The sequence below is a fragment of the Oceanobacillus damuensis genome (assembly GCF_001618145.1).
Taxonomy (GTDB): Bacteria; Bacillota; Bacilli; order Bacillales; family Amphibacillaceae; genus Oceanobacillus; species Oceanobacillus damuensis.
The window spans coordinates 1-26,793 of the sequence record NZ_LQNF01000044.1; the positions used below are offsets into that span (position 1 = coordinate 1).

A 26,793-nucleotide genomic window follows, 5' to 3' on the forward strand; every position below is an offset into this window, starting at 1 on the left:
TGCCACAGGATGTGGTGTTATTAGCCGAACTTCCTTTTTTGTCGGGGGTGATCAAGGTGCTTGCGCTTTTGTTCTGGAGTATGGACTTTTTTATTGCATTTGTCCTGGTACTTTCTATTCCCTTGTTATTGGAGAATTATAGCCTCAATAGGAGCTCTTCACCAATGAGAGCAGGAATTTTTTCAGAAGTGATTTTTAAAAATCGGATGATAAATGGATAATCCAAATCTGGCCTGGATAATAATAAATCTCCCCACCAGTCGGTTTCATATCGGCATAGCATACTTAGATTGTATAGAATCAAGTAATGGGAAACTACCTCAGAAATGGGAAGAAGATAATCCCGGTGTGCAGGAAAATAAATTCCTTTATCAAGCATATTAGTGAAAAAAGGACTGTTGGAGTAATCAGGTGGTTCCATCAGGTCAATGGAAATGGAAGCCGGCCCTTTTTTAATATCTTTAATAGCTGGCAAGTACCCTCTTAACCGGCGAATAAACGCTTCATCGGTCAAATGATAGGTGTCCAGCAAATGAAGTGGGAATTGCAATAATAACGTATCAGATGAACCGACATAAACCATTTTTTCCTCTCCTTGAATCGAGAAGAAATCATTCATTTCCGGAATGGTACTGAAAAGTGATTTCATACTGATCTTTTCAAAGGGGAATTTTCTCACTGAATATAGATGTTCTGAAAAATAAGGGAATAGACCATGTTGCTGCAGCTTTACTTCATCATCCATAAAATTATACTGTTTCTTTTTGCGTTTTCTTGCTGTCACTCCATGAGCAAGTAATGTAGTCGATTCAGGATAGTCCGGGCGACTGGTTAATAGTAATGCCTTCAGAAGATGCACCATCCCATAAAAATATAAAACAGGCTGTACGACCTGATCCGCATTTTTCCCATTCTCATAAAACCTTAAGCCATGGTCAAGGTAGTACATGAACGTATTACAGTTCCGATAACTTTTTGCCTCGGCATCTTCCATTCTCCCCTTATAACAGGAGTATAAGTATTTCTGTGAAGTTTGCTGCGCATTTAAGTAAGTGTAAATATCTTCTGTCTTCATTCGTTACCTGACCCCATAACTATTTTAATATTTAGAATCTAGTTTCTTTTTATTTTCCAATAATAGTAGGTTGAAAAAGCTTTATGATTAGAGTAATGTATATAAAAATAGATATATAGTTAGTTTGAACGATAACATCTAACTTCATTCATTAGTCCAGAATGAATAGGCAAAAACAAACATTTGACGATGGTTGGTTTCTGCTCCCTTTTCTTTACAGAATCAATGAATGAATTGTCTGTCGTCAATGCTGTATAAAAAAATACATAATCACACATCATTTTAATGAGGAGGATAACAATGAGAGAAGATAAGTTTGCCAAAGAAGGATTAACATTCGATGATGTATTACTCATGCCAGCAGAATCAGAGGTATTGCCAAATGCCGTGGATCTCAGTACGCAACTGTCATCCAAATTAAAGCTGAAATCGCCTTTTATAAGTGCTGGGATGGACACTGTCACAGAAGCTAAAATGGCTATCGCGATGGCTCGTCAAGGCGGGTTTGGAGTAATTCACAAAAATATGACGATTGAAGAACAGGCAGAACAAGTTGACCGTGTAAAACGCTCGGAAAGCGGGGTTATCACAAACCCATTCTTTCTCACTCCAGAGCACCAGGTATATGATGCAGAGCATTTAATGGGCAAATTCCGTATTTCAGGTGTTCCAATCGTAAATAATATCGAAGAACAGAAGCTGGTCGGAATTCTGACTAACCGTGACCTTCGCTTCATACAGGACTATTCTATATCCATTTCAGAAGTGATGACAAGTGAAAATCTTGTAACGGCACCTGTTGGAACTACATTGGAAGAAGCGGAAAAGCTGCTTCAGAAATATAAGATTGAAAAGTTACCGCTCGTTGATGAAAATAACATTTTAAAAGGTCTTATCACCATTAAAGATATTGAAAAAGTTATCGAGTTTCCAAACTCTGCCAAAGATGATCAGGGGCGCTTGCTTGTAGCAGCTGCTGTCGGGGTAACTGGTGACTCTATGGTACGAATCGAAAAGCTTGTAGCTGCGGGTGTGGATGCAATTGTTATTGATACGGCTCACGGGCATTCAAAAGGTGTGCTTACCCAGTTAAAAAAAGTCCGTGATGCATATCCTGAACTGGATATCATTGCTGGAAATGTTGCTACTGCTGAAGGTACAAAAGCATTGATCGAAGCAGGAGCATCTATCGTAAAAGTTGGAATCGGACCTGGATCAATCTGTACTACCCGTGTAGTGGCGGGTATTGGTGTTCCGCAAATCACAGCCGTATATGACTGTGCCGTTGCAGCAGCCGAATATGGGGTTCCAGTAATAGCTGATGGCGGTATCAAATACTCCGGTGACATTGTCAAAGCATTAGCTGCAGGAGCACATGCTGTCATGATCGGAAGTATGTTTGCAGGGACTACTGAAAGTCCTGGGGAGACAGAAATCTACCAGGGAAGAAAGTTTAAAGTCTATCGTGGAATGGGATCTGTTGGTGCAATGAAAGCAGGATCGAAAGATCGTTATTTCCAAAGCGAATCAGATAACAAAAAACTCGTTCCAGAAGGTATTGAAGGTCGAGTGGCATATAAAGGTGCCTTGGCTGATACTTTCCACCAGCTTATTGGAGGATTACGTTCAGGAATGGGGTACTGCGGATCGAAAACAATCGATGCCTTGCGTAATGAGTCCCGTTTTGTAAGAATTACAGGAGCTGGTCTTCGCGAAAGCCATCCGCATGATGTACAAATCACGAAAGAAGCACCTAACTATTCTGTCCAATAAGGAATATATATCAAATTACTCAATAAAAAAATGGATGAGGGACTATCCTCGTCTATTTTTTTATATTTTTCTGTGGTAAAATAACAAAGGTGCATATTTAAAATATATAAAAATGCAACATAAAAATATAAAGCAATTGCTTTTGGAGGTACGGAAAGTTGAAACACAACATAAAGAAGCTCTTTTCATTGGTACTTGTAACAACCGTACTAATGACCTCATTTTTAACACAGCCATTGTTAACATCTGCAAAAACATTGGATTTAAACGCTGAGTCTGCAATTCTTGTCGATGCAGAAACTGGAAAGGTTTTATATGCAAAAAATCCGGATGTTGCCCTTCCCCCTGCTAGTATGACTAAAATGATGACAGAATACCTCGTATGGGAAGCTGTCGAAAACGGGGAAATAAGCTGGGACACGACAACACAGATTAGTGACTATGCCTACAGTATATCCGCAAATAACACTTTCTCTGGTGTTGGATTAAAACAGCAACAGGATTACACCGTTCAGGAATTGTATGAGGCAATGGCAATTAATTCCGATAATGCTACAACAATCGCATTAGCTGAGCTGATTTCTGGTTCCGAAGGTGAATTCGTTGAGCTGATGAATCAAAAAGGCGAAGAAATGGGACTGACAGAATTTAAATTCGTTAATTCCACTGGGTTGGATAATGAAGACCTAGGGGATAACTATCCAGAAGGAACAGATCCAAATGCAACAAACCTATTATCGGCAAGGTCATCTGCATTACTTGCATACTACCTTGTAAATGATTATCCGGAAGCATTGGAGATTTCGAAAATACCGGAGACAGAATTCGATGGACAGACAATCCGTAACTGGAACTATATGCTGCCGCATGAAGGAGCAAACTTATCACAGTTTGGCTATGAGGGTGTAGATGGTCTCAAAACTGGATTCACAACGCTTGCTGGCTACAGTTTTACTGGTACCGCAGAGGTAGATGGCCAACGTTTGATTAGCGTTGTAATGAAAACAGACAGTGAAACGGAACGCTTTGCTGAAACTGCCAAACTGCTTGATTACGGGTATAGCCAATTTGAACGGCAAGAGCTTTTCCCTGCTGGCCATCAGCTTGAAGGAGAAGAAACGATACCTGTGGCAAAAGGGAAGGAAAATGCGGTAAATGTCTCCATAAAAGAGGCAATTAACATTCCGATTAAGGCTGATGAAGCAGAAATGTACAGTCTCGAGTACCATATTGATGATGAGAAGTTAAATGAAAATGGTGAACTTATCGCTCCAATTGAACAAGGTGAAGTGATTGGGACAGCTGAATTGGTGTATGATGGTGATACCGATTACGGATATATTTTCACTGACTCTGCAAATCAAGTTGAGCTTGTTACGAACGAAGCATTGGAAAAAGCAAATTGGTTCATGCTGACACTTGGCGCGATTGGCGATTTCTTCAGCAATCTGTTTACTACTTCAGTGGATTGGGTTAAAGGACTGTTCAGTTAATAAGTGATCTGATAAAAACTTGCACTTTCCTTAAATTTTGATTATGATAGCAATAATTAAAAGCAAAAGTATTGATAGGAATCAGTAACAGTACGTCTTTCTTAAGAGAGCCGATGGTTGGTGGGAATCGGTGTCAGCGTTCTGTGAATCCATCCTTGAACTGGTTTACGAAAACGGAATGCATCTGTATAAGTAAACCCGGTTAAGTACCGTTAAAAACTGTGAGCCGGAAGATTTCATCTTCAACAAGGGTGGCAACGCGGGAATTATACTCTCGTCCCTATTTACAGGGACGGGGGTTTTTTGGTTTTTTTTTGGATAAAAAATAAAGGAGGAATTCACATGTTGGACATGAAGTATTTAAGGAATAATTTTAAAGAAGTACAAGAGAAACTTGCACATCGGGGGGAGGACCTGTCTGATCTGGATAAATTCGGCAGCCTGGATGAAAGACGTCGTGAGCTTATTGCCGAAACCGAGACATTAAAAGCGACACGTAATGAGGCAACGAAACAAATTTCTGTACTTAAAAAAGAGAAAAAAGATGCGGAACCTGCAATTAAGGAAATGCGCCAGGTAGGAGAAAAAATCTCTCTCCTGGACAAAGAGCTGAAGGAAATTGAGGAAGAACTGCAACGTATTATGCTTTCCATTCCGAATATTCCACATGAAAGTGTTCCGGTAGGTGAAAGCGAAGATGATAATATCGAAGCACGTAAATGGGGAAATGTGCCGGAATTCGGTTTCGAAATTCAGCCACATTGGGATATTGCCACAAATCTTGATATTTTGGACTTTGAACGCGCTGGAAAAGTAACAGGAAGCCGCTTTGTCTTTTATAAAGGACTTGGAGCAAGACTCGAGCGTGCATTATTGAATTTCATGATGGACCTTCATGCCGAAGAACATGGATATGTTGAAATGCTTCCTCCGTATATCGTAAACCGTACAAGTATGACTGGTACCGGGCAGCTTCCTAAGTTTGAGGAAGATGCATTTAAACTGGAAGAATGGGATTATTTCATGGTACCTACCGCAGAGGTCCCAGTAACGAATTATCATCGCGATGAAATTTTAAACGAGGAAGATTTACCGAAGAAATATGTTGCCTATAGTGCAAGCTTCCGTTCTGAAGCAGGTTCAGCCGGTCGTGATACACGCGGACTGATCCGTCAGCATCAATTCAATAAAGTCGAGCTTGTAAACTTTGTAAAACCAGAGGATTCTTACACAGCTTTGGAAACATTGACAGACAATGCTGAAAAAGTGCTGCAGCTGTTGAATTTACCGTATCGCGTGATGAGCATGTGTACGGGAGATTTAGGATTCACGGCAGCGAAAAAATACGACATTGAAGTTTGGATTCCGAGTCAGGATACGTATCGTGAGATTTCTTCCTGTTCTAATTTTGAAGATTTCCAGGCGCGCCGTGCAGGGATTCGTTTCCGAAGAGATGCAAAAGGGAAACCGGAATATGTGCATACATTGAATGGTTCTGGCCTTGCGATTGGACGTACATTAGCAGCAATTCTGGAGAATTATCAGCAGGAAGATGGCACCGTTATTGTACCTGAAGTGCTTCGGCCTTATATGGGTGGTAAAGAGGTTGTGAAGTAAATGATCGCAATGAGGAGACACATAATAAGTCTCCTCATTTATATTTTTACCAATTTCAGGACTATCAACATAACAGAAGCGAGATCCTTTCCCTCTCCTTCTGGCGCCCAGAATTGTTGTAAAAAAACTTGTAAAAATAATTGACAACAAATTTCGAGCATGTTATATTAGATTTTGTCGTCATATGGAGGTATACCCAAGTCTGGCTGAAGGGATCGGTCTTGAAAACCGACAGGCGGGTCAAACCGCGCGGGGGTTCGAATCCCTCTACCTCCTCCATTTTAAACTAACGCATAAATATTGGAGATAAATCAAACCGCTGCTCTGCAGCGGTTTTTTGTTACTTGTTTTTACGCTTTATTTAAGTCTGCTTACTAAATTATTTGCACTGCGGGTACTCGCCCCACCGAGAAAATGGTTATGATTTGCACAATATATGTAAAGTGCGACGTAACTTAGGCTTATTACCGGAGATATATGCTTCTCCCGCCGTCCGGGAACGCTCTGGGCAGTCGCTTTCCGCGGGCACGGCCTCAGCCCCGAAGAGAAAACCACTCTTCTGGTCTTCGGACACGTGCTTTTCCCGCAGGAGTCGACTGCCCGCCGCTCACCCGAACTGGTAAAGCTGTATAATTAAAATTTGTTATTAAGGATGCAGTTTATTAGCAGCAAACTTAACCAGCTCTGGGAAATACACGGAGACTCCTTGAAAATGCATCCGCATTTTCTGCGTGCGATGTAAAGCTGCCAAAGCTTTCCTTGTCCTACGGGAAGAGAGGCATAGGTGAGACACTGAAATGCTTGATTCTTGAAGGGGCTCACCAGCCGACTTAGGATGCGCGTAGTGTATTTCCCCGAGCAGTCGCCGAAGCCACTTATCTTAGTTCGCATTTTATATCTACTCCAAAAACCGAAAAGCAGCAAAACTAACGAAAATAGCCTTCCTCAAAACCTATGTCGGAAATTTACTGTTGAAGGGTTCATATAACTTCTTGACAAACTGGACCTGAAAGCTTATAGTACATATCAATTAATAGAATATTCATGACTGTGATTAGGCCAGTAATAGAATGTTGTCCGACAGAGAATGGGATTCATCGGCTGAAAGATCCCTGCGTGAACCATCTTCTATGAACCTACCTATGAGTTGTTAGCGATAAACTGACCGCAGGGAACTGTGTTAACAATAGAGATGGGCATTTTGCCAAATTAGGTGGTACCGCGGAAACTGATTCCGTCCTTTTAGAAGGATGTGAAATCGGTTTTTTTATTTTGAAGGAGGGATACATATGGATAAAAAAATTGCATTCATTGGAGCTGGGTCTCTTGCAGAATCGATTATTTCGGGCATTATAAAAGCGAAAGTTGTTTCAAAGGAAAATATCTTTGTCACAAATAAAAGTAATATAAATCGACTGGAGTACATTCAGGCTGGTTATCAAGTGCAATGCCGGACAAATAAGGAAGAAATGACGAAACAAGCGGATATCATCATTTTGGCAATGAAACCAAAGGACGCCAAACTATCACTTGAATCGATCAGAGGTTATGTAAATAAAGATCAGCTGATCATTTCCGTCATTGCCGGATTATCGACGGCAACCATTGAAGACGTAATCGGCATTGATATTCCAGTGATGCGGGTTATGCCTAATACATCGGCTTTAATCGGTCAGTCGGCATCTGCATTGTCATGCGGCAGGTATGTAACAGAAGAGCATATTCAGACAACAGATCTTTTATTTAAGACAGTTGGAATTACGAAACTTGTCGATGAATGGGATATGCATACGGTAACTGCAATCTCAGGAAGTGGCCCTGCCTTTATTTATTATTTGGTCGAGGCAATGGAAAAAGCGGCGGTAGAATCCGGTTTGGACCGTGCTACAGCTTCCGATTTGATTACCCAAACGGTTATAGGGGCAGGAGAAATGCTGCAGCAATCAGGCGACACGCCAGCAGTATTACGAAAAAAAATAACCAGTCCTGGTGGAACTACCGAGGCAGGTCTTGCCGATCTAGACAAAAATGATTTCCAGAATATTATCCAATCATGTATTAATCATGCAAGAGAGCGCTCTATCGTAATTGGAAAAAGCGAATAAAGGGGAATGCCGATGGGAACACCAATATGTGGATACTGCAATAAACAGTGGAGCTATTCTGCAACATTAAAAAATTTATTTAGGTTAAAAATGAATTGCCCGCACTGCGGTAAGGAAAATTACTATGAAACCACACGCAATAACGGTCTGTTAACGTTACTGATAGCTCCTGCCGTTATTATTATTGGGGCACTTCTGGACATTCCCATTAGATGGCTTATAGGAATTTCCCTCCTGCTGATATTAATTCATATACTGCTATTCCCTTTCCGTACAAAGGTGAAGAAGGCAGACTGAACAAAAGGATGCTCCACAACCGGGGGCATCCTTCACTGTTTTTGTATTCTATTAAAGGTTATTTTATTAATTCTCTTCTCATATGGCGTCTGGAATGCTGCAGCGAACGTCCGACTTTTTCCAGAATTTGATCAATGGAATCAGCTTCCTTCACTAAATCATAATCGGAAATGTTTATTCTTAAAATTGGGCAGGCATTGAAATTGTCAATCCAGTTACTGTATCGATTATACATTTCCTTCCAGTATTCTATTGGCGTGCTTTTTTCCATCTCACGCCCTCTCTCCTGAATCCTCCCTACAATCTCTTCAAAGGATCCCTCCAAATAAATGAGTAAATCAGGATGCGGGAAATAAGGTGTCATCACCATAGCGTCAAACAGATTTGTATAGGTTTCATAATCTGTTGGAGACATGGTTCCTTTATCATAATGCATTTTCGCAAAAATGCCTGTATCTTCATATATGGATCTGTCCTGGATAAATCCGCCGCCATATTCAAATATTTTCTTTTGTTCTTTAAATCGTTCAGCAAGGAAATAAACCTGCAGATGGAAGCTCCAGCGTTCAAAATCCTCATAGAATTTTTCAAGATATGGATTGGTGTCCACCTTCTCATAGGATGTTTTAAAATCCAAAGCATTAGCCAATGCCTTTGTCATTGTTGATTTACCAACTCCAACTGTACCAGCGATTGTGATGACACTGTCGTTCGGTATTTGGTATTTTTCCCTAAAGTCCATAATATGGTTCTCCTTCTTTATTTTTAATCGGTGCTCCCTTTAAATGGTTCTTAACCAGCTCAATTACTTTATCAAGATCATCCTGATAATGTACAAAATCAGTGGTATCTCCATCTATCCGAATGACAGGTATTTCCGGATGCAATACTTCAAATTCGTTCATAAAGTTCTCATAATCGCTTGCAAGCTGCTCCAAATAGGAAGGCTTGATATTCTGTTCAATATCCCTGCCACGCATGCGGATTCTTTCCAAAATAGTATCCAGACTTGCATTCAAGTATATTAGCATGTTTGGAACAGGCATATCTTTTGTTAATATATGATAAATTTGCTCATACTTTTCAAACTTATCTTTTTTCAGTGTACGTTTGGCAAAAATCATATTCTTGGATATATGGTAATCAGCAATAACTGCTTTGTTAGAATTTAAATATTTCTTCTCAATATCTTCCAATTGCTTATATCGATTACATAAGAAAAACATTTCGGTCTGGAAACTCCATTCATCGATATCATCATAAAATTTGCCAAGAAAGGGATTTTCCTCAACAATTTCCTTCAGTAAATGAAAATCAAAATGACTGGATAGCTTCTTTGCGAGTGATGTTTTACCGATACCAATCGGACCTTCAATTGCAATGAACGGCACTTCTGCCATCGCTATTCCTCCAATCACTGTTCATAGACAGATGTCTTTTATTTTACCACATATTGCTTGCTGCTACTATAAGAACAGATAATCTGCTTTTAAACTTCGCGGAAATTTAGTATAATGATATTTGTTGTCCTTTAAAAACAATTGGCCTCGTAGCTCAGGGGATAGAGCATCGGTTTCCTAAACCGTGTGCCGCAGGTTCGAATCCTGCCGGGGCCGCCATTCAACACATACCCTTTTCCCTCTCTTCCCACTACTTGTAAGTAATCTAGCAATCTACAACTAAATTCAAATCAGAGAGGACAAAATAGATGAGTCTCACAAAAAAGATTATGATTGCCCTGCTATTAGGGGTCATTGCCGGTATTGGACTAACCTTTGCACCGCAGCCGATATTTACAGGGCTTGATAACTACCTGCTGGGTCCGATCGGCCAAATATTTATAAATTTAATTATGATGCTCGTTGTACCACTTGTATTTGTTTCTATTACCTTGGGAACTGCTGGTTTAGGTGAACCGGCAAAACTGGGTAAAATGGGTATTTATACGGTTGTTTTTTTTCTAATCACTACAGCTGTTGCAATTTGTATCGGTTTTGGTGTTGGATATCTTCTGGAACCTGGAAAAGCAGGTGTATTTAACACAGAAGCTGCAGAATATGAGGCACAAACCGCTCCTCCAGTTATGGAGACATTAATAAATATTATTCCGGATAATCCAATTGCATCAATGGCATCTGGAGATATGCTGCAAATAATTGCTTTTGCCATTTTTATCGGGATCGCCTTAGCTTTCCTTGGAGAAAAAACGATTGGTATCTACCGTTTATTCGAACAGGCCAACGAGATTCTTAACTGGCTCGTTAATCTTGTCATGAAAACCGCGCCATATGGAGCCTTTGCACTGATTGCATCAGCCATTGGCAATGCAGGCTTGGATGCACTCGGTTCGATGGCAATGTATATGGTCGCAGTTATACTTGGCCTGATTGTTCATGGTGCACTTACCTATAGTCTGGCCATTTGGGGGTTGGGAAAAACAAACCCGCTTAAATTTTATAAAGCTTTCTTCCCAGCAATGTCAGTCGCATTCTCTACATCAAGTTCGACAGCGACTTTACCCATTTCGATGAAGACAGCACAGGAAAACCTTGGTGTCAAAAAAGAAATCAGCAGTTTTGTACAGCCGCTTGGTGCAACCATCAATATGGATGGTACAGCTATCATGCAGGCTGTTGCAACGGTATTCCTTTCCCAGGTATATGCTAATCCGCTTGATTTTACCGATTTGCTTTTGGTAGTCTTAACAGCTACCCTGGCTAGTGTCGGAACGGCAGGAGTTCCGGGAGTTGGTATGATCATGCTTGCCATGGTGCTTGGACAGGTGGGAATTCCTGTGGAGGGTATAGCCCTTGTAATTGGTGTTGATCGACTGCTCGATATGTTGCGAACTTCATTGAATATTACCGGAGATGCTGCAATCGCCTATATAATTTCTGAGAATGACGAAATTAAGGAATTAAAAGCTGAACAATCATAATAAGGAACCACTCCCGACGGCCGGGAGTGGTTTTTCTGCAATTAAGTAAAGTATAGGGGCCTTCCGGTAATGTTTTTCAAAAAAGAAGTTTGTACCCCTTCAAAATGCTAAATATTAGGATTGAAGCTTTAAAAATAGGTATCTGCCTAAAAAAATACCTGATTATTAAGCGAAACACTTTCAAATTGTCACAGAATGTTCTAAAATAGAACTAGTTACCGAATGTTTTAATAATTTCATGTAATTAGAAATGTATTCGTTTACAAATCTTATTGTGGGGTGATGATATGGATATGCAAGCAGTACCTGCCCGGGAGGGTAATTATAATCTGAAAGACTATGAAAAAATGCGTGAGAATTTTTCGTGGGAGGATGTTACAAAGAATTTCACCTGGAATACAAGCGGTAAAGTAAATATGGCCCATGAGGCAATTGATCGCCATGCTGCAGATCCTGATAAAAAGGACAAAGTAGCTTTACTATATTCTTCTCCTGACAGAGAAGAGAGTGTTACATTTCAACAACTGAGCGATCAGAGCAATAAGTTTGCAAATGTGCTCAAAAAGTATGAAGTGAATAAAGGGGACCGCGTATTTCTCTTTATGCCGAGAAGTCCTGAATTTTATGCTGCCTTTTTCGGCATTTTAAAAGTCGGTGCGATTGCCGGTCCTTTGTTTGAAGCATTCATGGAACAGGCAGTAAGGGATCGCCTTTTGGACAGTGAAGCAAGCGTACTTATTACAACACCAGAATTATTGTACCGTGTACCACAGGATGATCTGCCAAATCTGGAGAAGATTATACTGGTAGGCGACAACGAGGAAGATGGAGATAAATTTATTCCTTATTATGCGGAAATGGAAGCAGCCTCCACAGCGTTCTCCATTGAATGGGTAGATTTGGAGGATGGTATGCTGCTGCATTATACTTCCGGGTCCACTGGGAAGCCAAAAGGTATTTTACATGTACATCAGGCAATGATTCAGCATTATGCAACGGCAGAATGGGTGCTTGATTTAAAAGATGATGATATTTATTGGTGTACGGCTGACCCAGGATGGGTAACAGGAACGAGCTACGGTATCTTTGCCCCATGGTTGCATGGAGTGACAAATGTTATCCGGGGAGGAAGATTTACACCGGATGATTGGTATACGACATTGGAAAAAAATAAGGTTTCCGTTTGGTATACTGCCCCGACGGCATTACGGATGCTTGTCAGTTATGGGGAGGATGCGGTAAAGAAGTATGACCTTTCTTCGTTAAGACATATTTTAAGTGTCGGCGAACCGCTCAATCCTGAAGTCATTACATGGGGATTGAAGGCATTCGACTTGAGAATCCATGATACATGGTGGATGACAGAGACTGGTGCCCAGCTTATCGTTAACCTTCCGTCATTGGAAATCCGTCCAGGGTCAATGGGAAAACCAATCCCGGGTATTGAAGCATCGATTGTCGATAATGAAGGAAATGAGATCCCACCAAATCAAATGGGAAATCTGGCAATTAAAGAAGGCTGGCCATCCATGATGCGTCAAGTATGGAATAATCCTGGAAAGTATGACAGCTATTTTATTAACGGCTGGTATGTGTCTGGAGACAGTGCTTATCGAGACGAAGATGGCTATTTCTGGTTCCAGGGTCGCTTGGATGATGTCATTAATACTTCCGGAGAGCGTGTTGGACCATTTGAAGTAGAAAGTAAATTGATCGAACACGCTGCTGTCGCTGAGGCTGGTGTAATCGGCAAGCCTGACCCTGAACGTGGTGAAATCATTAAAGCGTTCATCACTTTAAATGAGGGATATGAAAACTCGGAAGAACTGTTGAAAGATATTCGTCAGTTTGTCAAAACAGGGTTAAGCGCCCATGCTGCCCCACGTGAAATTGAAGTCAAGGAAAGCATTCCAAAAACGAGAAGCGGTAAAATTATGCGTCGTCTGCTGAAGTCATGGGAGCTTGGTCTTCCTACTGGGGATACATCAACATTGGAAGATTAAGAAGAAAAACTTTGATTGTTGTCTATTTACAGCAGCAATCAAAGTTTTTTATTATATAGATGTGCAACAGAAAACAGAGGAGACTATCCAGCATGACTAACTATAGAAATAAGGAATTAGATTTCAATGAACCGATCCATTTTTATCCTGGTACACCTATCCGTATGATTCCCGGCGATGTTCTCTATTCCCATAAGACAGCACTGTCTTCGTTGGTAGTTGGACATTCTGGAATTGTAGGTGAGGATTTTCGAATTTATCATGTAAATAGATGGGGAAAAAATGGACATGCAGACAGTATGCGGGTTTATTTGAGCAGACATAAAAAAGGGGAAAAACTAACCGTATTAAGGTCTGCTGACCCTGATGAGGCAAGAAACGCTGCAAAGTGGGCCAAGCAGCATATCGGAGAGATAAAGACGTATCATTATACGCGAGATCTGAATGACCTTGAAAATAATTATTGTTCCAAATTCGTGTGGCAGGCATTTTATTTCGGGAATGACCGGCAGATTAATCTTACAGGGCTTTCTTTTACCCCCTCATCCAAAAAATTTATCATGCCAGCACAGATCTATCGGAATCTAAATAAGGTCAGTATGTTTGATTATGATTTTAGTGGTCTTAGGTAAGGTCCCAACTCAAGCGGACACAATTCCAAACCAAGTTCGCTCGCTCTTTTAAAGAGCTGAGCCGTAGTAGCACCATCAGGAAAACCGAGGTCCATAACGGTTAGTTCAATGGTCTTCAGACTGTAATTTGTATCAGAAGTCGTAAATTTATCAATAGCAAACAGTCTTTCTCCATACTCATTCATCAAGATGGAGTATTGTTGCAATTTCTGAATAAGCTACGATTTCGTAAGTCCGCCAACATCTACTGTTCTGGTAATAATTGAACAATCAGGGTATATTCTCATTTTTGGCCACTCCTAAAACTGATCGCATTGTTGATCACCTAACCTAAATCTTGCATCGGTTAGTTAAAATGAATTGTTTACTGTAATTCGATAGTTTCTTCAAAGCTATCACCTGAAACATTTTCCCACACAATCGTAATCGATATATTTTCAATTTCATCACGTACCATATCAATATTACGACTGGGCAGATTTATGGTTAGAGGAAAACTGGTGTAACTATCTTCACTTAAATCGCCCATATTGCCATCCCCCCCAACACTAAACGTTGCAGGATAATTGATTTCATAAGATAAATTATCTAACTGTTCACTGCCCAAATATTTGATAAAACCTCTTCCGATTTGTTCGTGTTCACCAATTTCATAGGCTATCTTAGATTCCCAGTTTTCACTTATGCCCTTTACATTTATTACTTCTTGACCTGAGCAACCAACGATGAATAAAAAGGTTGCTGATAGTAACCCCAAAATTAATTTTTTCATTTTATAACTCCCCTTCCATCTTTTTACCACTAAACCTTTTTATGAGTTCAAAACACGATGATAAAATATTTTGCATTCTTAGCGTCTTTTTTCTTAACAGATATAACATATTATTCTGCTCATTTAGAAGCTTCCAACGTTCCCTCACATAAACATCCCTTATTAAAGAAAAAATAGCCAATCCCTGTAACTCTTTTGTTACCTCCTTTTTGTAGAATCCTTTGAGAGGAGGATTATATATGAAAATTACGAATCATAAAGTCGATGCAGGTGGAGTTCAAATTCATGTTGTTGATTACGGCGGAACTGGTGAACCGATCGTTTGTATACACGGCATAACTGCTAATGCACGGTTTTGGGATGCAATTGCCGAACAGCTCACCCCTTCTTACCGTGTTTTGGCGGTTGATTTACGTGGGCGTGGCGATAGCGAAAAGCCGACGGGTGGATACAACATTCAACAGCATGCGCAAGATATCCAGCATGTTTTAACACATTTTCAAATCGATAAAGCTATTATAATGGGACATTCTCTCGGTGCGATGATTTCGATCTGTTTTACAGCGACCTACCCTGAAAGCGTAAATAGGTTACTATTAGTTGATGGCGGGGAGGATTTAGATCGTGAATTAGAGGAAGTACTAAAACCTTCTTTTGAAAGACTTGGCCAAGTATACGCTAATTTCAGTCAATATACCGAAGAGTTGAAAACGAAGCCTTTTTTCCAGCCTTGGAATTCGTACGTTCAGGAATATTTCTATGCAGATGTGCACCACCATCCTAATGGAACTGTCTCTACAAGAACAACAAAAGATATTATCGACCAAGAAATTGAAGCTTTGTATAGTACGTCTGTTAATCAATATCACGATAACATTCACGTTCCTGCGCTTCTATTTTATGCACCGAATTGTTTGTATCATCCAAGCGCTTATTTATTATCGAAAGAAACGGGTCAGCATTTAGCGGCTAAATGGAAGAATAGCATGTTTATAGAAGTTCCAGGAAGTAACCATTTTAGTATTATTTTTTCCGAGTATAAGGTTGTCGTGGAGGAAATTCGTCAGTTTTTAGAAATGAGTAACCTTGATGAAAAAGGCACGTTGAGTTAACGTACCTTATTATAATCAGCTGTTTTATATTCTTTTAGCAACTAGTGCGACAACTCAAACAACTAAATAAACACCCATCAAACATCCGATTAGCAATCCTATCTCAATATCTCATAATTAAGTGTAACATAACATTTCTGAATTTTTAATAAAAAACACAACATAAATTAATTTTAATAAGAAAATAACCTTATTTTTATAATGCAAAAAGCTCTGCTAAAATACAGAGCTTTTCTAATATATATTGTGTGTTTATTTAATTCGTGTTTTGCACCAAAAAACAGAACCTTTTAATTTACTATGCTGTTGCTGTAATATCTTCAGATGGTCCAAAGATTTCAAAGTGAAGGTCATGATCAGCTACATTTAATTGTTTCAGATTTTGATATGCTGCACGCATAAACCCTTTAGGTCCGCAGAAATAGAATGCTGCATCACTTGTAGGAATGATAGTGGATAGCCATTCTCTATCGATATGTCCTTTTTTATCGTATTGCTCACCTTCAGTTGGATGGTCGTATACCGTGTAGCTCTTAATATTACTGTGTTGGGCAACAATTTCTGCAATATGCTCTTTCATTGCATGAAAATTGCCTGATTTAGCTGCATGAATATAGATCACTTCACGTTCAGGCTGTTCTTTGATTGTTGTTTCAAGCATACTCATCAGAGGTGTTAAACCAACACCACCACTGATTAATACCAATGGTCTTGAGTCATTCTGATCGAGGAAGAAGTCTCCGGCTGGTGCACTGATAGGTAGAATGCTTCCTTCGTCCAACGTTTCATGTAAAAAGCTGGATACGATTCCTTTCGGATAATCCAAGTTTCCATCTTCACGTTTAACACTGATTCGATAGTAGTCTTCACCTGGTGCACAAGATAAACTGTATTGACGTAAATGGGTATGCGCTTCTCCGGGGATTTCCGCCTTAACCGTAATATATTGTCCAGGCTTATGGGAAGGGAAAGACCCGCCATCTGCAGGCTTTAAATAGAAAGATGTAATGACATCGCTTTCCACAACTTTTTTAACAACTTTAAATTCCCGGTAATCGATCCATCCACCGTCACTATTTTCTACTTCTCCATACATTTCTTTTTCAACAGAGATAAAGACATCAGCAATTGCTCCATATGCTTTGGCCCATGCATCCATAATTTCGTCAGTTGCAGCATCTCCCAACACATCTTTCATACCCAATAGCAGGTACTTTCCTACGATTGGATAATGCTCTGCTTTGATATTTAAACTTCTGTGTTTCTGTGCAATCTGTTTTACTACTGGCAGGATTGCCTCCAGGTTTTCAATATGTAAAGCAGCAGCATATACGGTATTTGCCAACGCTTTTGGCTGGTCTCCTTTTCGTTGATTCGTCTGGTTGAAAATATTTTTTAATTCAGGATGTCCTTCAAACATTAGCTGATAAAATCTGCTTGTTATTGCAACACCACGTTCCTCCAATACTGGAACAGTAGACTTAATAATATCAATTGTTTCTTGGTCAAAACCGATTGTTTCTGATGTCATTTTAAGCACTTCCCCATCATATTTTTTAAACATGTATTTCAAATACATCTTTAATTCTATCTAAATGTTCACACTATATCAACAGTATAAACCGCCTTATGTGTTACAATACTGTGAAGAGATTTACAGAGGTGAATTGAATGCAACTAAAAAAATATACGGATTATGCGCTGCGAGTTCTAATATATACAGGAACGAAAGGTAATAATGAACTTTCCAGTATAAAAGAGATATCAGAAGTGTTTAATATCTCACAACATCATCTGGGAAAAATCGTTTTTCAGTTAAATAAGATGGGATTGCTCGAAACCGTAAGAGGAAGGAATGGGGGAATCTGTCTTGCCAAGCCTGCAGAGGAGATCAATGTCGGCTTACTTGTCCGAAGCCTGGAAAATGATTTTAATTTACTGGAATGTTTTGATCAAGGGACAAATCATTGTGTCATTACCCCCGCTTGTACGCTAAAACATACTCTGAATAAGGCGCTGCATGCATTTTTTAAAGTACTGGAAGAATATACAATCAAGGATTTGATTGCTAATGAAGAAGAGCTTAGAGAATTAATGGGCATGGAGAAGTAATGTTTCATTTCTTATCAAGCGGGAAAACATATGATGAATCAACTCATTAAAAGGAGCGGATTAAATATGGGTAAAAAAATTGCAACTGTAATTACGAATATGTTTGAGGATGTTGAGTATACAAGCCCTGCGAAAGCTTTTAAAGAAGCGGGCCATGAGGTTGTAACAATTGAAAAGGAAAAAGGAACTGAAGTTACCGGAAAAAATAAGGAAGCGACGGTAAAAATTGACTATGGAATCGATGACGTTAATCCAAGTGATTTTGACGCGTTATTTATTCCAGGTGGCTTTTCTCCGGATCAATTACGAGGTGACGATCGTTTCGTTAAGTTTGCGAAGCATTTTATGGATGAGAAAAAACCTGTATTTGCAATCTGCCATGGGCCGCAATTGCTGATCACAGCGAAAACATTGGAAGGCCGCGATGCTACCGGTTATAAATCCATTCAAGTTGATATGGAATATGCCGGGGCAAAAGTAGTTGATGAAGAAGTCGTTGTTTGCCATAATCAGCTTGTAACGAGCCGCCAACCAGATGACATTCCGGCGTTCAATCGTGAATCATTAAACTTGTTAAAATAATATGGACATGAAAAAAAGGGACCCACATCGGATGCGGGTCCCTTTCACTCGTCTAAAGAGCTTGGGAAATTTAACAATTCGCCAAAATACTTTTCACACTTATTCTTCAATCTTCGTAATCGTAAATTGATCATCCAGCAGCAGCCAATTTTGCGGGAAGGCTAAACCAAGCTTCCAGTACGCGATTCCCAGTAAGTTAAATTCACGGATTAAATCGAATTTGGCCTGAATGGATCTGGCATCTTCAAACCACACTTCATGCTGTGACCCCTCATCGTCTGTATAGATAAAGAACGGTGCCTGTGCCGTTGTATCATATTGAATGTCGGCTTTATTCTCAAGTGCAATCGCAATTGCCTGCTGTGGGCTTACTGCACGTGCTGCAGGCCCGCCTTCGACAAAGGGAAGTGTCCAATCATAGCCATATAAATTTTGTCCCATCAATATTTTTTCCGGCGGTATTTCAGTTACTGCATATTCAATTACTCTTCTTACTTCATTAATTGGTGAAACTGCCAGCGGTGGACCAAAGCTGTAGCCCCATTCATATGTCATCAGGACAACAAAGTCGACAATCTCGCCATGTGCCGCATAGTCATGTGCCTCGTACCATTGCCCCGCTTGAGTGGCGCTGGTCTTTGGCGCCAGTGCAGTGGAAAGCAGCAAGCCTTCCTGGGAGAGCCTCTCCTTTGCCCTGCGCAGGAAGCTATTATATGCTTCACGATCCTCTGCAAGCAAGAATTCAAAGTCAAAATGCACATCGACAAAACCGCCTGCTGTTGCAGCATTAACGATATTATCCAATAACGTATTCTGAACAGCCTGAACGGTAAGAATGATATTTCCAAGTTCATCACTGAAGGCGCCTTCCTCGAGATTTGTTACGACCATTGTAAGTGCAGCATTATTGTCTTCTGCTATCTGCCCAATATTGCCTAATGGAGGGGGCGTCAATGTTCCATCGCGGTTGACTCGATAGCTAAATAATGCTAGGTAGGTTAAGTAGGGTGAATTTTTTATTGCAGCATTTTCAAGTGTTTCTGAAACGGTCTCACCAAAAGGCTCAATATACGCATACGATGTAATTGGTCTTTTATCCCAAGGTGGAATATAGAGCCGTAAGCCAACAGAAAGCGTTGATTCAACAGAAATATTATTTATTCGGGCCAGTTCCTGATACGGTATGCCAAATCTAATCCCAATCGAATATAGGCTATCCCCTGGCTGGACAAAATAAAATTGTCCGATAATTGGTATGACGAGTGCCTGCCCAACGACAAGGTTATCAGGGGCTTCCAGCTCATTGGCATCCGCTATGGCGGTAATGGATGTCGTGTATGTATTGGCTAACGAAAATAACGTATCCCCCTGGTCTACCACATGAATTTGCAAACAACTTCCTCCTCTATTTTGTTCTCTTTCAAATTTATGAGGAGGAAGATAAAGATATGACTTAAATGGGAGTAATATCTGCATTCATAACCGAATGCATCAAATACAAAGCATAATCATTGTTTTCTTTTAGCTCCGATGCCATACAGTTTTCCGGTATACGAACATTGAACTTATTCATATATGCATCCTGCGCTGAAAAAAGAATGCATATATCTCCTGCAATACCTGCCATAATTAAGTGGGTTCTTTCCAATTCTGTAAGCAGTGACTGAAGTGGGGTCTGGAAAAAAGCAGAGTGCTGTGGTTTAATCAGGAAGTAATCACGATCATCAGGGGTAAGTGGTTCTATAATATCCCTGCTTTTTTCATTTTTGCATTTTTCGATGATTTTGCTGAAGTCCGCTTGCCATAATTGATAATGATCATTAACATATATGATAGGCAGGCCGTTATCTTTTGCATATTGTCTCAATTTGATTAAATTTGGAAGGATTTTTTTCGTATTCTGATATAAATCTTCACCTCCATCAAATTTAAAATCGTTTATAATATCTACAAAGACTACAGCGGTATTTGTAAGTGACTGATCCATTTCAAATCTCCTTTTGAAAAAAGGTTTATTTGCTTATAATTACCCATTTAATGGTAAGCTAAACTATACAGAAGTGTTGTGATCACATGAATGATGAGAAATTTATGCAGGCTGCTCTGGAAGAGGCCAACAGAGCGAGGATTCTGGATGAGGTGCCGATCGGAGCAGTTATTGTGCATGATGATGAAATTATAGCGCGGGGCTTCAATTTGCGTGAATCCTTGCAAACAACCCTTACCCATGCTGAACTGATTGCCATTCAGGAGGCCAATACAAAAATAGGCAGCTGGAGACTGGAGGATTGCACGCTTTATGTGACACTTGAACCGTGTCCAATGTGCGCGGGGGCTATTGTGCAATCACGTATAAAACGAGTTGTGTATGGTGCACCAGACCCGAAGGCAGGCTGTGCAGGAACGTTGCTGAACTTACTCGATGAGCCAAGGTTCAATCATCAGGTTGAGGTTACATCGGATATTTTAAGAGAAGAATGTGCAGCTTTACTAAAAGATTTCTTTCGGGACCTCAGGAAACGGAAGAAATAGACAGTATCCGTTATTTTCCATTGCATTTTTCTGCTAATGTCGCTATAATAGTAAATACCGTGCTAAGCGGGGAGGTAGCGGTGCCCTGTACTCGCAATCCGCTATAGCGAGGCTGAATTCCCACTCAAGGTGCGGCGTTTTTATGGTCTGCCTTAAGGGAGTGGTGTTGACGCCCGGGTCCTGCGCAACAGGAACCCATGAACCCTGTCAGGTCCGGAAGGAAGCAGCAGTAAGTGGACACTCTTGTGTGCCGCGGGGAAGCCTAGGCCGAGCCATGAACTTAAGTAACGCGTAGGGACGTCGCATCGACAGTGGGTGCACGGCTACATAGAATCCAAAACCTTATCATTCAGTTGATAAGGTTTTTTTGCAGGTAAGAAAGTACAGACTTGCCTGCATAAGTGCAACTCAACTCGGACATCGTATCCGTAACTGAATGAAGAAAACAAGACAAATTTCGACAAAAACCGGGGAGTGACAGGCACCAAAAAAAATTTCACATTCACCCCTGAAATCGGGTATAATTATAAATAGATCATAGAGGGGAATCTGTATTATGAGCTATCAGGCATTATACCGCGTTTGGCGTCCAAGAACATTTGAAGATGTTGTAGGACAAACACATATTACGAGAACACTGCAGAATGCAATTATGCAGGAAAAATTTTCGCATGCCTATTTGTTTTCCGGTCCAAGAGGTACTGGGAAAACAAGTGCGGCCAAAATTTTTGCGAAAACAATTAACTGCGAGCATGCACCTGTAAAAGAACCATGTAATGAATGTGCTGCGTGCCGGGGCATTCAGGATGGGTCTATTTCAGATGTAATCGAAATTGATGCTGCTTCCAACACGAGTGTTGATGATATCCGCGAAATTCGAGACAAAGTTAAATATGCTTCAAGCTCTGTACCGTATAAGGTATATATTATCGATGAGGTACATATGATTTCCATCAATGCCTTTAATGCTTTATTAAAGACATTGGAGGAACCACCAAAACATGTTGTCTTCATCTTGGCTACTACAGAACCACATAAAATCCCATTAACGATCATCTCAAGATGTCAACGATTTGATTTCAAACCGATTTCCAATCAGGCTATTGTCGAGCGCATGCAGGCCATTACAGAGGCAGAAAATGTACCGGTATCCCCTGAGGCTCTTGAAACGGTTGCTCTCGCTGCAGAGGGTGGAATGCGTGATGCATTAAGTATACTCGATCAGGCCATCTCCTATAGTGAAAATCAAGTGGAACTTGAAGATGTATTGGCTGTCACAGGTGGTGTATCACAGGCAATCTTGACTGAGATTGTCGGAGCAATGCACAAAAAAGATGTTGAAAATGCATTGAAGCTTTTGGATGATTTGATTCAGCGAGGGAAAGATCCAGGAAGATTTGTATATGATCTGATTTACTTCATGCGTGATCTGCTGCTGTTTAAGAGTGCACCGTCCTTGGAAGGGCTGCTTGAACGTGCGAGAGCGGATGAGAGTTTCCATGAATTGGCACAATCAGTTTCCACCCAGTGGATTCAGGATGCAATTATGCAACTGAACCAATGCCAACAGGAAATTAAATGGACAAATAGCCCGAAAGTCTTTATTGAAATTGCGGTACTGACGATCACCAATCGATATCATGAGAAAGAAGTTTCTGCCAGTGCTGTCGATTCGGAAGCTGTGACAAGGCTTGGCAACAAAATGGCCCAGCTGGAAAAGGAAATCTCAGCTTTAAAGGAAAATCCAGTCACTGCAGCACAACCGCAAGCTTCCAACGAAAAGAGAAGACCAACGGCTAGATCTTCAAAAAATGGCTATAAAGTTCCATATGAACGCATCCGTGATGTTCTTGGCCAGGCAGAAAAACCTGCGCTTAAACAAGTACAATCACAATGGGCAAATTTCTTAGGTAAATTAAAGACAATACATGCCCCTGCACATGCTACCATTCAGGACAGTAAACCTGCAGCAGCTTCTGCAGACAGTCTTGTTGTAGCCTTTAAATATGAAATCCACTGTTCGCTGTTTTTGGATAACAGGGAAACGGTTGAATCCGTACTTGCCGGTGTAATGGATAAGCAACTCACCATTATTCCGATTCCTGATAAGGATTGGACAGAGCTGCGTACGGAGTATATAAGTAAACAGGAGAAGCCAAAGAGCGAACAAGCGCAAACTGATCCAGTTGTGGAGGAAGCAAAAAAGCTTTTTGGTGAGGATCTTCTGGAAGTACATGAATAATAAGGTTTTCGAAACGATTCAATCTGAAATAAAACAACAATTATAAGGAGGTATTTTCCATGAAGGGAAATATGAACAATATGATGAAGCAAATGCAAAAAATGCAAAAGAAAATGATGCAGGCACAAGAGGAACTGCATGAAATGTCATTTGAAGCAACTGCAGGTGGCGGAATGGTTACAGTTACTGCAAACGGGAAAAAGGAAATAACAGATATCCAAATTAAAGAAGAAGTAGTAGATCCAGATGATATTGAAATGCTGCAGGATCTTATTATCGCTGCAACAAATGACCTATTGAAGCAAATTGATGATAAAACGAACGATACGATGGGTCAGTTCACGAAAGGGTTAAATATGCCTGGCATGTTTTAATCCGTTGAATAGACACGTGTATGAGCCAGGGAAACCACTCATCCACTATAGGCCCAAGCGCCCGATTGGTTCGGGCGCTTGCGCTTTTGATCTCAGTAGGAGGCAAACTTGATGTATTATCCAGAGCCAATTTCGAAGTTAATTGACAGTTTCACAAAATTGCCGGGAATTGGACCGAAAACTGCTGTCCGACTGGCATTTTTTGTTTTAAATATGAAAGATGATGATGTACTTAACTTTGCAAATGCATTAGTAAATGCAAAAAGGGAACTCTCCCATTGCTCCATTTGCGGCCATATAACAGATCAGGACCCTTGTGCAATCTGTCAGGACAATACACGTGATGAGTCCATCATTTGTGTGGTGCAGGATCCGAAAGATGTTATCGCAATGGAGAAAATGAAAGAATTTCACGGGAAATACCATGTTCTTCATGGGGCAATATCTCCAATGGATGGTATCGGACCAGAAGACATTAATGTTCCCGATCTGCTCAATCGACTGAAGGATGAAGTTGTTAAGGAAATTATCCTTGCTACCAACCCTAACATTGAAGGGGAAGCAACGGCAATGTATATTTCCCGTCTTGTAAAACCTTCTGGCATACGAACAACAAGAATTGCCCACGGGCTGCCGGTTGGCGGAGACTTGGAATACGCCGATGAAGTGACATTATCTAAAGCATTAGAGGGTAGAAGAGATGTATAGGATAGTTTCTGATAGGAGTTAGGTGAAGAACATGGGTAGGAAGATTACAAAGAGAGATGTTGATGGAGAGTTATTGGATGCTATCTTTCTGTTGGAGAGAGATTGGAAGCAAATTGAATCAATCATAGAGAAAAGTATCGAACCAAGCATAGATGGCAGAAACAGAGAAGCCCTGGCAAAAGCAAAGTACCTGTTCTTATTACGTGAGGCAAGACTACGGAAAGTTAGTGCAATAAGGGTATGATTTTTTCATAGTTAAATAGATAAATCACAGGAAAACAGGTAAGTAGTTCCGATCCTATGAGTTAATATTAAATAACAGTTTTATTATCATTCTACGTCTAGTCGTTTTAACAACACAAATATCCTTACAAAAAGGATATAAAACGCTTGGATTTTAATTATAACGGGTTCGGTTTTGGAGTGCAAAACACAAAAAAACAATAGAAATGACTACCCACTTATTAACGCTACATTTAACACCATAATTAACACGCAAATGATTCATTTAAAAAGGAGCTTGGTATCCAAGTTCCTTTTGTTGTGATTTTGTAACTTATTCAACGGCATCCGTTAGTGGAACTAGTAGGTTATTCTCCTAACGCCATATCATCTCTACAGTGCTGGTAGTTCCAGTCTTAGTTTAAATTCTCCTTTCTAAAATTTTTCTAATTAAACCTTAGCTTCGTTTGTTGAAGTAAACTGCCATTTAATAGAAAAGCGACTGTCCTTATTGATCAATCGAACCAGATAGGAATTATACACTGGTTTTACCGTCTTGAAATTGCTTCGTAAATGTTATCTGTAATTTTAACTACCGAGAGCGAACCATCCACAATGATGTCCGAATCCGGTTTAATTGACTTTAGCATTTCAAGATAGCCCCGTCTTCCATCCGATATGTAGTTTTCCATTTCAATTAAGATACTTTCATTAGAACTATTATTGAAGTCTCTTATTACTCGGCGTGCCATTGCAATATCCAATGGAGTATCAATATAAACAGCAAAGTCAATCAAGTTACTTATTTTAGAATGTTTATAAGCAAACGGAAAATCAAGCACAATATAGTCTAAAGGTTCAGCAAGTAACGCTTCTATATCTCTAATTAACGGAGCCAAGTCCCATTTGTCATAATTAGCTCCATTGTCAACCCATTCTATAATGTCATCAGGACCATCAAAGTCGTAGTCATCAAAATAAAGTGTTTTAGAATTATGCAATCTTTCGTTTAAGTGTTTCGCAATGGTTGTTTTCCCTCCACCAGAAACTCCAGCAATAGCAATAACAAGTGGTAGCTTTCCTTTTTTCATAACATTGGCCTCTACTTTCAAATGTTCTTCTTCAACAAATCTGCTCCCTCTAGTTAATTTAAAGACCGCCGTATTATCGATCTACTTGTTGTGTTTAAGTACCAGTTAGTTCAGTAAGAATTAACAGGTTTGAATTCCCTACCAATAAAATTAGCAGTTACAGGGCTTATGTCTAATTCTCTTGCCCAAATAGAAAGTTGACCGATATGGTGAATTTCGTGAGCAATTATATGGTGTATTATTTCATCCACAGTATATTCAACATCATCCCAGGGAACCCTTATAAGTTTCTCTTTCAATTCATCTATATTCGTTTTTAAAAATTCTGCCACCTCTATTCGGAATGTATTTGAGAGATATTTAACCTCTTCAAGTGTGTTATAATCAGCAAATTGAACTACTACATCCTCTTTACCTTGAATCCCCCGAAGCCAACTATATTCCACATCAATAATGTGAAAAAGAGTATACAAAATACTTCCTACTCCACTTCTTCGGTCTTTTAACAATTCTTCAATTGTGAGTTGACTACACCAGTCAAACCATTCATCTCTTACCTGCCAGTTATACTCAAAAAATTTTATCAACGCATTAAACACTCCCATTCCATTAAAAATATATGAGTTGTTTATTCTTAGATCCTTTCGTAAATTTCTATAAGTGAACCAGCAGGATCTCTAAAATGAGCAACCTTAATGCCCCAATCCTTTTGTTCAGTTGGCTTAGTAATAAACTCTACTTTATTTTTTAATTCCTGATATGTCTCCTCCACGTTTTTTACCTTAAAAATCAACGCTGTTCGATCAGTCTTTTCGATATTAACAGAATATTCGCCACCAATAGCTTCTACCATCTGTTTGCGTTCAAAAATCCCTAAAGTAGCACCATTAAATTTAAAATCAGCGTAATTAGAATTTTCATCTCCCCAAGTAACATTAAAACCCAATACATCTCTATAAAATAGAAAACATTCTTTATAATTGTCTACAAGTAACCGAGTGTGAGTAAATTCCATTTAAAACACCTCCAACTATATTTAACATTCCAAGTTTATTCGTGCCAAGCCATTCACACTGTACCCACTTCATTTGAGTTATCATGAACGAAACTAGC

At 39.9% G+C, this 26,793-nt stretch carries 26 protein-coding genes, 2 tRNA genes, 1 other RNA gene, 1 pseudogene and 1 other annotated feature; of the genes and pseudogenes, 19 read left to right on the top strand and 11 right to left on the bottom strand.

From position 1 onward, the window contains the following. Positions 1 to 136 precede the first annotated feature (136 nt). Positions 137 to 1,075 (bottom strand): YaaC family protein, encoded by a 939-nt coding sequence (locus A4245_RS17915; protein ID WP_067730450.1) that lies wholly within the window; start codon positions 1,073 to 1,075, stop codon positions 137 to 139. 300 nt (positions 1,076 to 1,375) lie between these two features. Here A4245_RS17915 and guaB point away from each other — a divergent pair, with 300 nt between their 5' ends. From guaB to A4245_RS17945, 6 genes are all read left to right on the top strand, one after another. After that, positions 1,376 to 2,848, top strand: a complete 1,473-nt coding sequence (guaB, locus tag A4245_RS17920) for an IMP dehydrogenase (protein ID WP_067730452.1) — start codon at positions 1,376 to 1,378, stop codon at positions 2,846 to 2,848. 158 nt (positions 2,849 to 3,006) lie between these two features. Beyond that, positions 3,007 to 4,341 (top strand): serine hydrolase, encoded by a 1,335-nt coding sequence (locus A4245_RS17925; protein ID WP_067730454.1) that lies wholly within the window; start codon positions 3,007 to 3,009, stop codon positions 4,339 to 4,341. Positions 4,342 to 4,403: 62 nt separating this feature from the next. Next, positions 4,404 to 4,626, top strand: a binding site (T-box leader). A 57-nt stretch (positions 4,627 to 4,683) separates the two neighbouring features. After that, a complete protein-coding gene (gene serS / locus A4245_RS17930) occupies positions 4,684 to 5,958 on the top strand; it encodes a serine--tRNA ligase (RefSeq protein ID WP_067730456.1) in 1,275 nt (424 codons plus the stop codon). A 186-nt stretch (positions 5,959 to 6,144) separates the two neighbouring features. Next, positions 6,145 to 6,237: transfer RNA gene (locus A4245_RS17935), tRNA-Ser, on the top strand. A gap of 1,010 nt (positions 6,238 to 7,247) precedes the next feature. Next, entirely contained in the window at positions 7,248 to 8,063 is an 816-nt protein-coding gene (gene proC, locus A4245_RS17940) for a pyrroline-5-carboxylate reductase (protein WP_067730458.1), read from the top strand. A 12-nt stretch (positions 8,064 to 8,075) separates the two neighbouring features. Next, positions 8,076 to 8,360, top strand: a complete 285-nt coding sequence (locus A4245_RS17945; RefSeq protein WP_067730460.1) for a TIGR04104 family putative zinc finger protein — start codon at positions 8,076 to 8,078, stop codon at positions 8,358 to 8,360. A gap of 58 nt (positions 8,361 to 8,418) precedes the next feature. Here the strand turns inward: A4245_RS17945 and A4245_RS17950 are convergent, their stop codons facing one another. Beyond that, on the bottom strand, positions 8,419 to 9,102 hold the full coding sequence (locus A4245_RS17950) for a deoxynucleoside kinase (protein ID WP_067730462.1): 684 nt from the start codon (positions 9,100 to 9,102) through the stop codon (positions 8,419 to 8,421). Beyond that, complete coding sequence (locus tag A4245_RS17955) at positions 9,092 to 9,760, bottom strand: deoxynucleoside kinase (protein WP_067730464.1); 669 nt, start codon at positions 9,758 to 9,760, stop codon at positions 9,092 to 9,094. The genes A4245_RS17950 and A4245_RS17955 overlap by 11 nt, the downstream gene beginning before the upstream one ends. A 143-nt stretch (positions 9,761 to 9,903) precedes the next feature. Here A4245_RS17955 and A4245_RS17960 point away from each other — a divergent pair. From A4245_RS17960 to A4245_RS17975, 4 genes are all read left to right on the top strand, one after another. Continuing rightward, positions 9,904 to 9,979: transfer RNA gene (locus A4245_RS17960), tRNA-Arg, on the top strand. Between the two features lie 89 nt (positions 9,980 to 10,068). Next, positions 10,069 to 11,298 (top strand): dicarboxylate/amino acid:cation symporter, encoded by a 1,230-nt coding sequence (locus tag A4245_RS17965; RefSeq protein WP_067730466.1) that lies wholly within the window; start codon positions 10,069 to 10,071, stop codon positions 11,296 to 11,298. 287 nt (positions 11,299 to 11,585) lie between these two features. Further along, the gene (gene acsA, locus A4245_RS17970) at positions 11,586 to 13,301 is read left to right on the top strand and encodes an acetate--CoA ligase (protein WP_067730468.1); all 1,716 of its coding nucleotides are present in this window, start codon (positions 11,586 to 11,588) and stop codon (positions 13,299 to 13,301) included. A gap of 92 nt (positions 13,302 to 13,393) precedes the next feature. Further along, a complete protein-coding gene (locus tag A4245_RS17975; protein WP_067730470.1) occupies positions 13,394 to 13,933 on the top strand; it encodes a C40 family peptidase in 540 nt (179 codons plus the stop codon). Here the strand turns inward: A4245_RS17975 and A4245_RS20695 are convergent. Continuing rightward, positions 13,924 to 14,220, bottom strand: a pseudogene (locus tag A4245_RS20695) (helicase); the annotation flags it as partial. The gene A4245_RS17975 and the pseudogene A4245_RS20695 overlap by 10 nt on opposite strands. Before the next feature lie 77 nt (positions 14,221 to 14,297). Then, the gene (locus tag A4245_RS17980; RefSeq protein ID WP_067730472.1) at positions 14,298 to 14,705 is read right to left on the bottom strand and encodes a hypothetical protein; all 408 of its coding nucleotides are present in this window, start codon (positions 14,703 to 14,705) and stop codon (positions 14,298 to 14,300) included. 239 nt (positions 14,706 to 14,944) lie between these two features. Between A4245_RS17980 and A4245_RS17990 the strand changes: the two genes are divergently transcribed. Further along, entirely contained in the window at positions 14,945 to 15,817 is an 873-nt protein-coding gene (locus A4245_RS17990; protein WP_067730475.1) for an alpha/beta fold hydrolase, read from the top strand. A 298-nt stretch (positions 15,818 to 16,115) separates the two neighbouring features. On the opposite strand, the gene hmpA is transcribed toward A4245_RS17990, so the two are convergent. After that, positions 16,116 to 17,348 (bottom strand): NO-inducible flavohemoprotein, encoded by a 1,233-nt coding sequence (gene hmpA / locus A4245_RS17995; RefSeq protein WP_067730501.1) that lies wholly within the window; start codon positions 17,346 to 17,348, stop codon positions 16,116 to 16,118. 140 nt (positions 17,349 to 17,488) lie between these two features. Here hmpA and A4245_RS18000 point away from each other — a divergent pair, with 140 nt between their 5' ends. Next, a complete protein-coding gene (locus A4245_RS18000) occupies positions 17,489 to 17,929 on the top strand; it encodes an Rrf2 family transcriptional regulator (protein ID WP_067730477.1) in 441 nt (146 codons plus the stop codon). Positions 17,930 to 17,995: 66 nt separating this feature from the next. Beyond that, the gene (locus A4245_RS18005) at positions 17,996 to 18,511 is read left to right on the top strand and encodes a type 1 glutamine amidotransferase domain-containing protein (protein WP_067730479.1); all 516 of its coding nucleotides are present in this window, start codon (positions 17,996 to 17,998) and stop codon (positions 18,509 to 18,511) included. A 99-nt stretch (positions 18,512 to 18,610) separates the two neighbouring features. On the opposite strand, the gene A4245_RS18010 is transcribed toward A4245_RS18005, so the two are convergent. Then, on the bottom strand, positions 18,611 to 19,903 hold the full coding sequence (locus A4245_RS18010; protein WP_067730481.1) for a glycoside hydrolase family 18 protein: 1,293 nt from the start codon (positions 19,901 to 19,903) through the stop codon (positions 18,611 to 18,613). A 61-nt stretch (positions 19,904 to 19,964) separates the two neighbouring features. Further along, positions 19,965 to 20,498: a cysteine hydrolase family protein gene (locus A4245_RS18015; protein ID WP_067730483.1), complete on the bottom strand. Its 534-nt coding sequence runs from the start codon at positions 20,496 to 20,498 to the stop codon at positions 19,965 to 19,967. Positions 20,499 to 20,584: 86 nt separating this feature from the next. Here A4245_RS18015 and tadA point away from each other — a divergent pair, with 86 nt between their 5' ends. The 6 genes from tadA to A4245_RS18045 all read left to right on the top strand — a co-directional run bounded on the left by tadA (position 20,585) and on the right by A4245_RS18045 (position 24,611). Beyond that, on the top strand, positions 20,585 to 21,043 hold the full coding sequence (gene tadA / locus A4245_RS18020) for a tRNA adenosine(34) deaminase TadA (RefSeq protein WP_067730485.1): 459 nt from the start codon (positions 20,585 to 20,587) through the stop codon (positions 21,041 to 21,043). Between the two features lie 57 nt (positions 21,044 to 21,100). After that, positions 21,101 to 21,366, top strand: an RNA gene (ffs, locus tag A4245_RS18025) — signal recognition particle sRNA large type. 233 nt (positions 21,367 to 21,599) lie between these two features. Next, positions 21,600 to 23,285, top strand: coding sequence for a DNA polymerase III subunit gamma/tau (gene dnaX / locus A4245_RS18030; protein ID WP_067730487.1), 1,686 nt, complete (start codon positions 21,600 to 21,602; stop codon positions 23,283 to 23,285). 59 nt (positions 23,286 to 23,344) lie between these two features. After that, positions 23,345 to 23,659, top strand: a complete 315-nt coding sequence (locus tag A4245_RS18035) for a YbaB/EbfC family nucleoid-associated protein (RefSeq protein WP_067730489.1) — start codon at positions 23,345 to 23,347, stop codon at positions 23,657 to 23,659. 111 nt (positions 23,660 to 23,770) lie between these two features. Continuing rightward, positions 23,771 to 24,367, top strand: a complete 597-nt coding sequence (recR, locus tag A4245_RS18040) for a recombination mediator RecR (RefSeq protein WP_067730491.1) — start codon at positions 23,771 to 23,773, stop codon at positions 24,365 to 24,367. A 31-nt stretch (positions 24,368 to 24,398) separates the two neighbouring features. Continuing rightward, entirely contained in the window at positions 24,399 to 24,611 is a 213-nt protein-coding gene (locus A4245_RS18045; protein WP_067730493.1) for a YaaL family protein, read from the top strand. A 526-nt stretch (positions 24,612 to 25,137) separates the two neighbouring features. Here A4245_RS18045 and A4245_RS18050 read toward each other — a convergent pair. From A4245_RS18050 to A4245_RS18060, 3 genes are all read right to left on the bottom strand, one after another. Continuing rightward, positions 25,138 to 25,680, bottom strand: coding sequence for an AAA family ATPase (locus A4245_RS18050; protein WP_067730495.1), 543 nt, complete (start codon positions 25,678 to 25,680; stop codon positions 25,138 to 25,140). Positions 25,681 to 25,790: 110 nt separating this feature from the next. Continuing rightward, positions 25,791 to 26,267: a DinB family protein gene (locus A4245_RS18055; RefSeq protein ID WP_234402441.1), complete on the bottom strand. Its 477-nt coding sequence runs from the start codon at positions 26,265 to 26,267 to the stop codon at positions 25,791 to 25,793. 47 nt (positions 26,268 to 26,314) lie between these two features. Then, on the bottom strand, positions 26,315 to 26,695 hold the full coding sequence (locus A4245_RS18060) for a VOC family protein (protein ID WP_067730499.1): 381 nt from the start codon (positions 26,693 to 26,695) through the stop codon (positions 26,315 to 26,317). Between the last annotated feature and the right edge of the window lie 98 nt (positions 26,696 to 26,793).

What these genes read in the sequence shown, in the direction of transcription:
- A4245_RS17915 (WP_067730450.1), bottom strand. Translation starts at nt 1,075, where the DNA reads ATGAAGACAGAAGATATTTACACTTACTTAAATGCGCAGCAAACTTCA.
- guaB (WP_067730452.1), top strand. Translation starts at nt 1,376, where the DNA reads ATGAGAGAAGATAAGTTTGCCAAAGAAGGATTAACATTCGATGATGTA.
- serS (WP_067730456.1), top strand. Translation starts at nt 4,684, where the DNA reads ATGTTGGACATGAAGTATTTAAGGAATAATTTTAAAGAAGTACAAGAG.
- proC (WP_067730458.1), top strand. Translation starts at nt 7,248, where the DNA reads ATGGATAAAAAAATTGCATTCATTGGAGCTGGGTCTCTTGCAGAATCG.
- A4245_RS17945 (WP_067730460.1), top strand. Translation starts at nt 8,076, where the DNA reads ATGGGAACACCAATATGTGGATACTGCAATAAACAGTGGAGCTATTCT.
- A4245_RS17950 (WP_067730462.1), bottom strand. Translation starts at nt 9,102, where the DNA reads ATGGACTTTAGGGAAAAATACCAAATACCGAACGACAGTGTCATCACA.
- A4245_RS17955 (WP_067730464.1), bottom strand. Translation starts at nt 9,760, where the DNA reads ATGGCAGAAGTGCCGTTCATTGCAATTGAAGGTCCGATTGGTATCGGT.
- A4245_RS17965 (WP_067730466.1), top strand. Translation starts at nt 10,069, where the DNA reads ATGAGTCTCACAAAAAAGATTATGATTGCCCTGCTATTAGGGGTCATT.
- acsA (WP_067730468.1), top strand. Translation starts at nt 11,586, where the DNA reads ATGGATATGCAAGCAGTACCTGCCCGGGAGGGTAATTATAATCTGAAA.
- A4245_RS17975 (WP_067730470.1), top strand. Translation starts at nt 13,394, where the DNA reads ATGACTAACTATAGAAATAAGGAATTAGATTTCAATGAACCGATCCAT.
- A4245_RS17980 (WP_067730472.1), bottom strand. Translation starts at nt 14,705, where the DNA reads ATGAAAAAATTAATTTTGGGGTTACTATCAGCAACCTTTTTATTCATC.
- A4245_RS17990 (WP_067730475.1), top strand. Translation starts at nt 14,945, where the DNA reads ATGAAAATTACGAATCATAAAGTCGATGCAGGTGGAGTTCAAATTCAT.
- hmpA (WP_067730501.1), bottom strand. Translation starts at nt 17,348, where the DNA reads ATGACATCAGAAACAATCGGTTTTGACCAAGAAACAATTGATATTATT.
- A4245_RS18000 (WP_067730477.1), top strand. Translation starts at nt 17,489, where the DNA reads ATGCAACTAAAAAAATATACGGATTATGCGCTGCGAGTTCTAATATAT.
- A4245_RS18005 (WP_067730479.1), top strand. Translation starts at nt 17,996, where the DNA reads ATGGGTAAAAAAATTGCAACTGTAATTACGAATATGTTTGAGGATGTT.
- A4245_RS18015 (WP_067730483.1), bottom strand. Translation starts at nt 20,498, where the DNA reads ATGGATCAGTCACTTACAAATACCGCTGTAGTCTTTGTAGATATTATA.
- tadA (WP_067730485.1), top strand. Translation starts at nt 20,585, where the DNA reads ATGAATGATGAGAAATTTATGCAGGCTGCTCTGGAAGAGGCCAACAGA.
- dnaX (WP_067730487.1), top strand. Translation starts at nt 21,600, where the DNA reads ATGAGCTATCAGGCATTATACCGCGTTTGGCGTCCAAGAACATTTGAA.
- A4245_RS18035 (WP_067730489.1), top strand. Translation starts at nt 23,345, where the DNA reads ATGAAGGGAAATATGAACAATATGATGAAGCAAATGCAAAAAATGCAA.
- recR (WP_067730491.1), top strand. Translation starts at nt 23,771, where the DNA reads ATGTATTATCCAGAGCCAATTTCGAAGTTAATTGACAGTTTCACAAAA.
- A4245_RS18045 (WP_067730493.1), top strand. Translation starts at nt 24,399, where the DNA reads ATGGGTAGGAAGATTACAAAGAGAGATGTTGATGGAGAGTTATTGGAT.
- A4245_RS18050 (WP_067730495.1), bottom strand. Translation starts at nt 25,680, where the DNA reads ATGAAAAAAGGAAAGCTACCACTTGTTATTGCTATTGCTGGAGTTTCT.
- A4245_RS18060 (WP_067730499.1), bottom strand. Translation starts at nt 26,695, where the DNA reads ATGGAATTTACTCACACTCGGTTACTTGTAGACAATTATAAAGAATGT.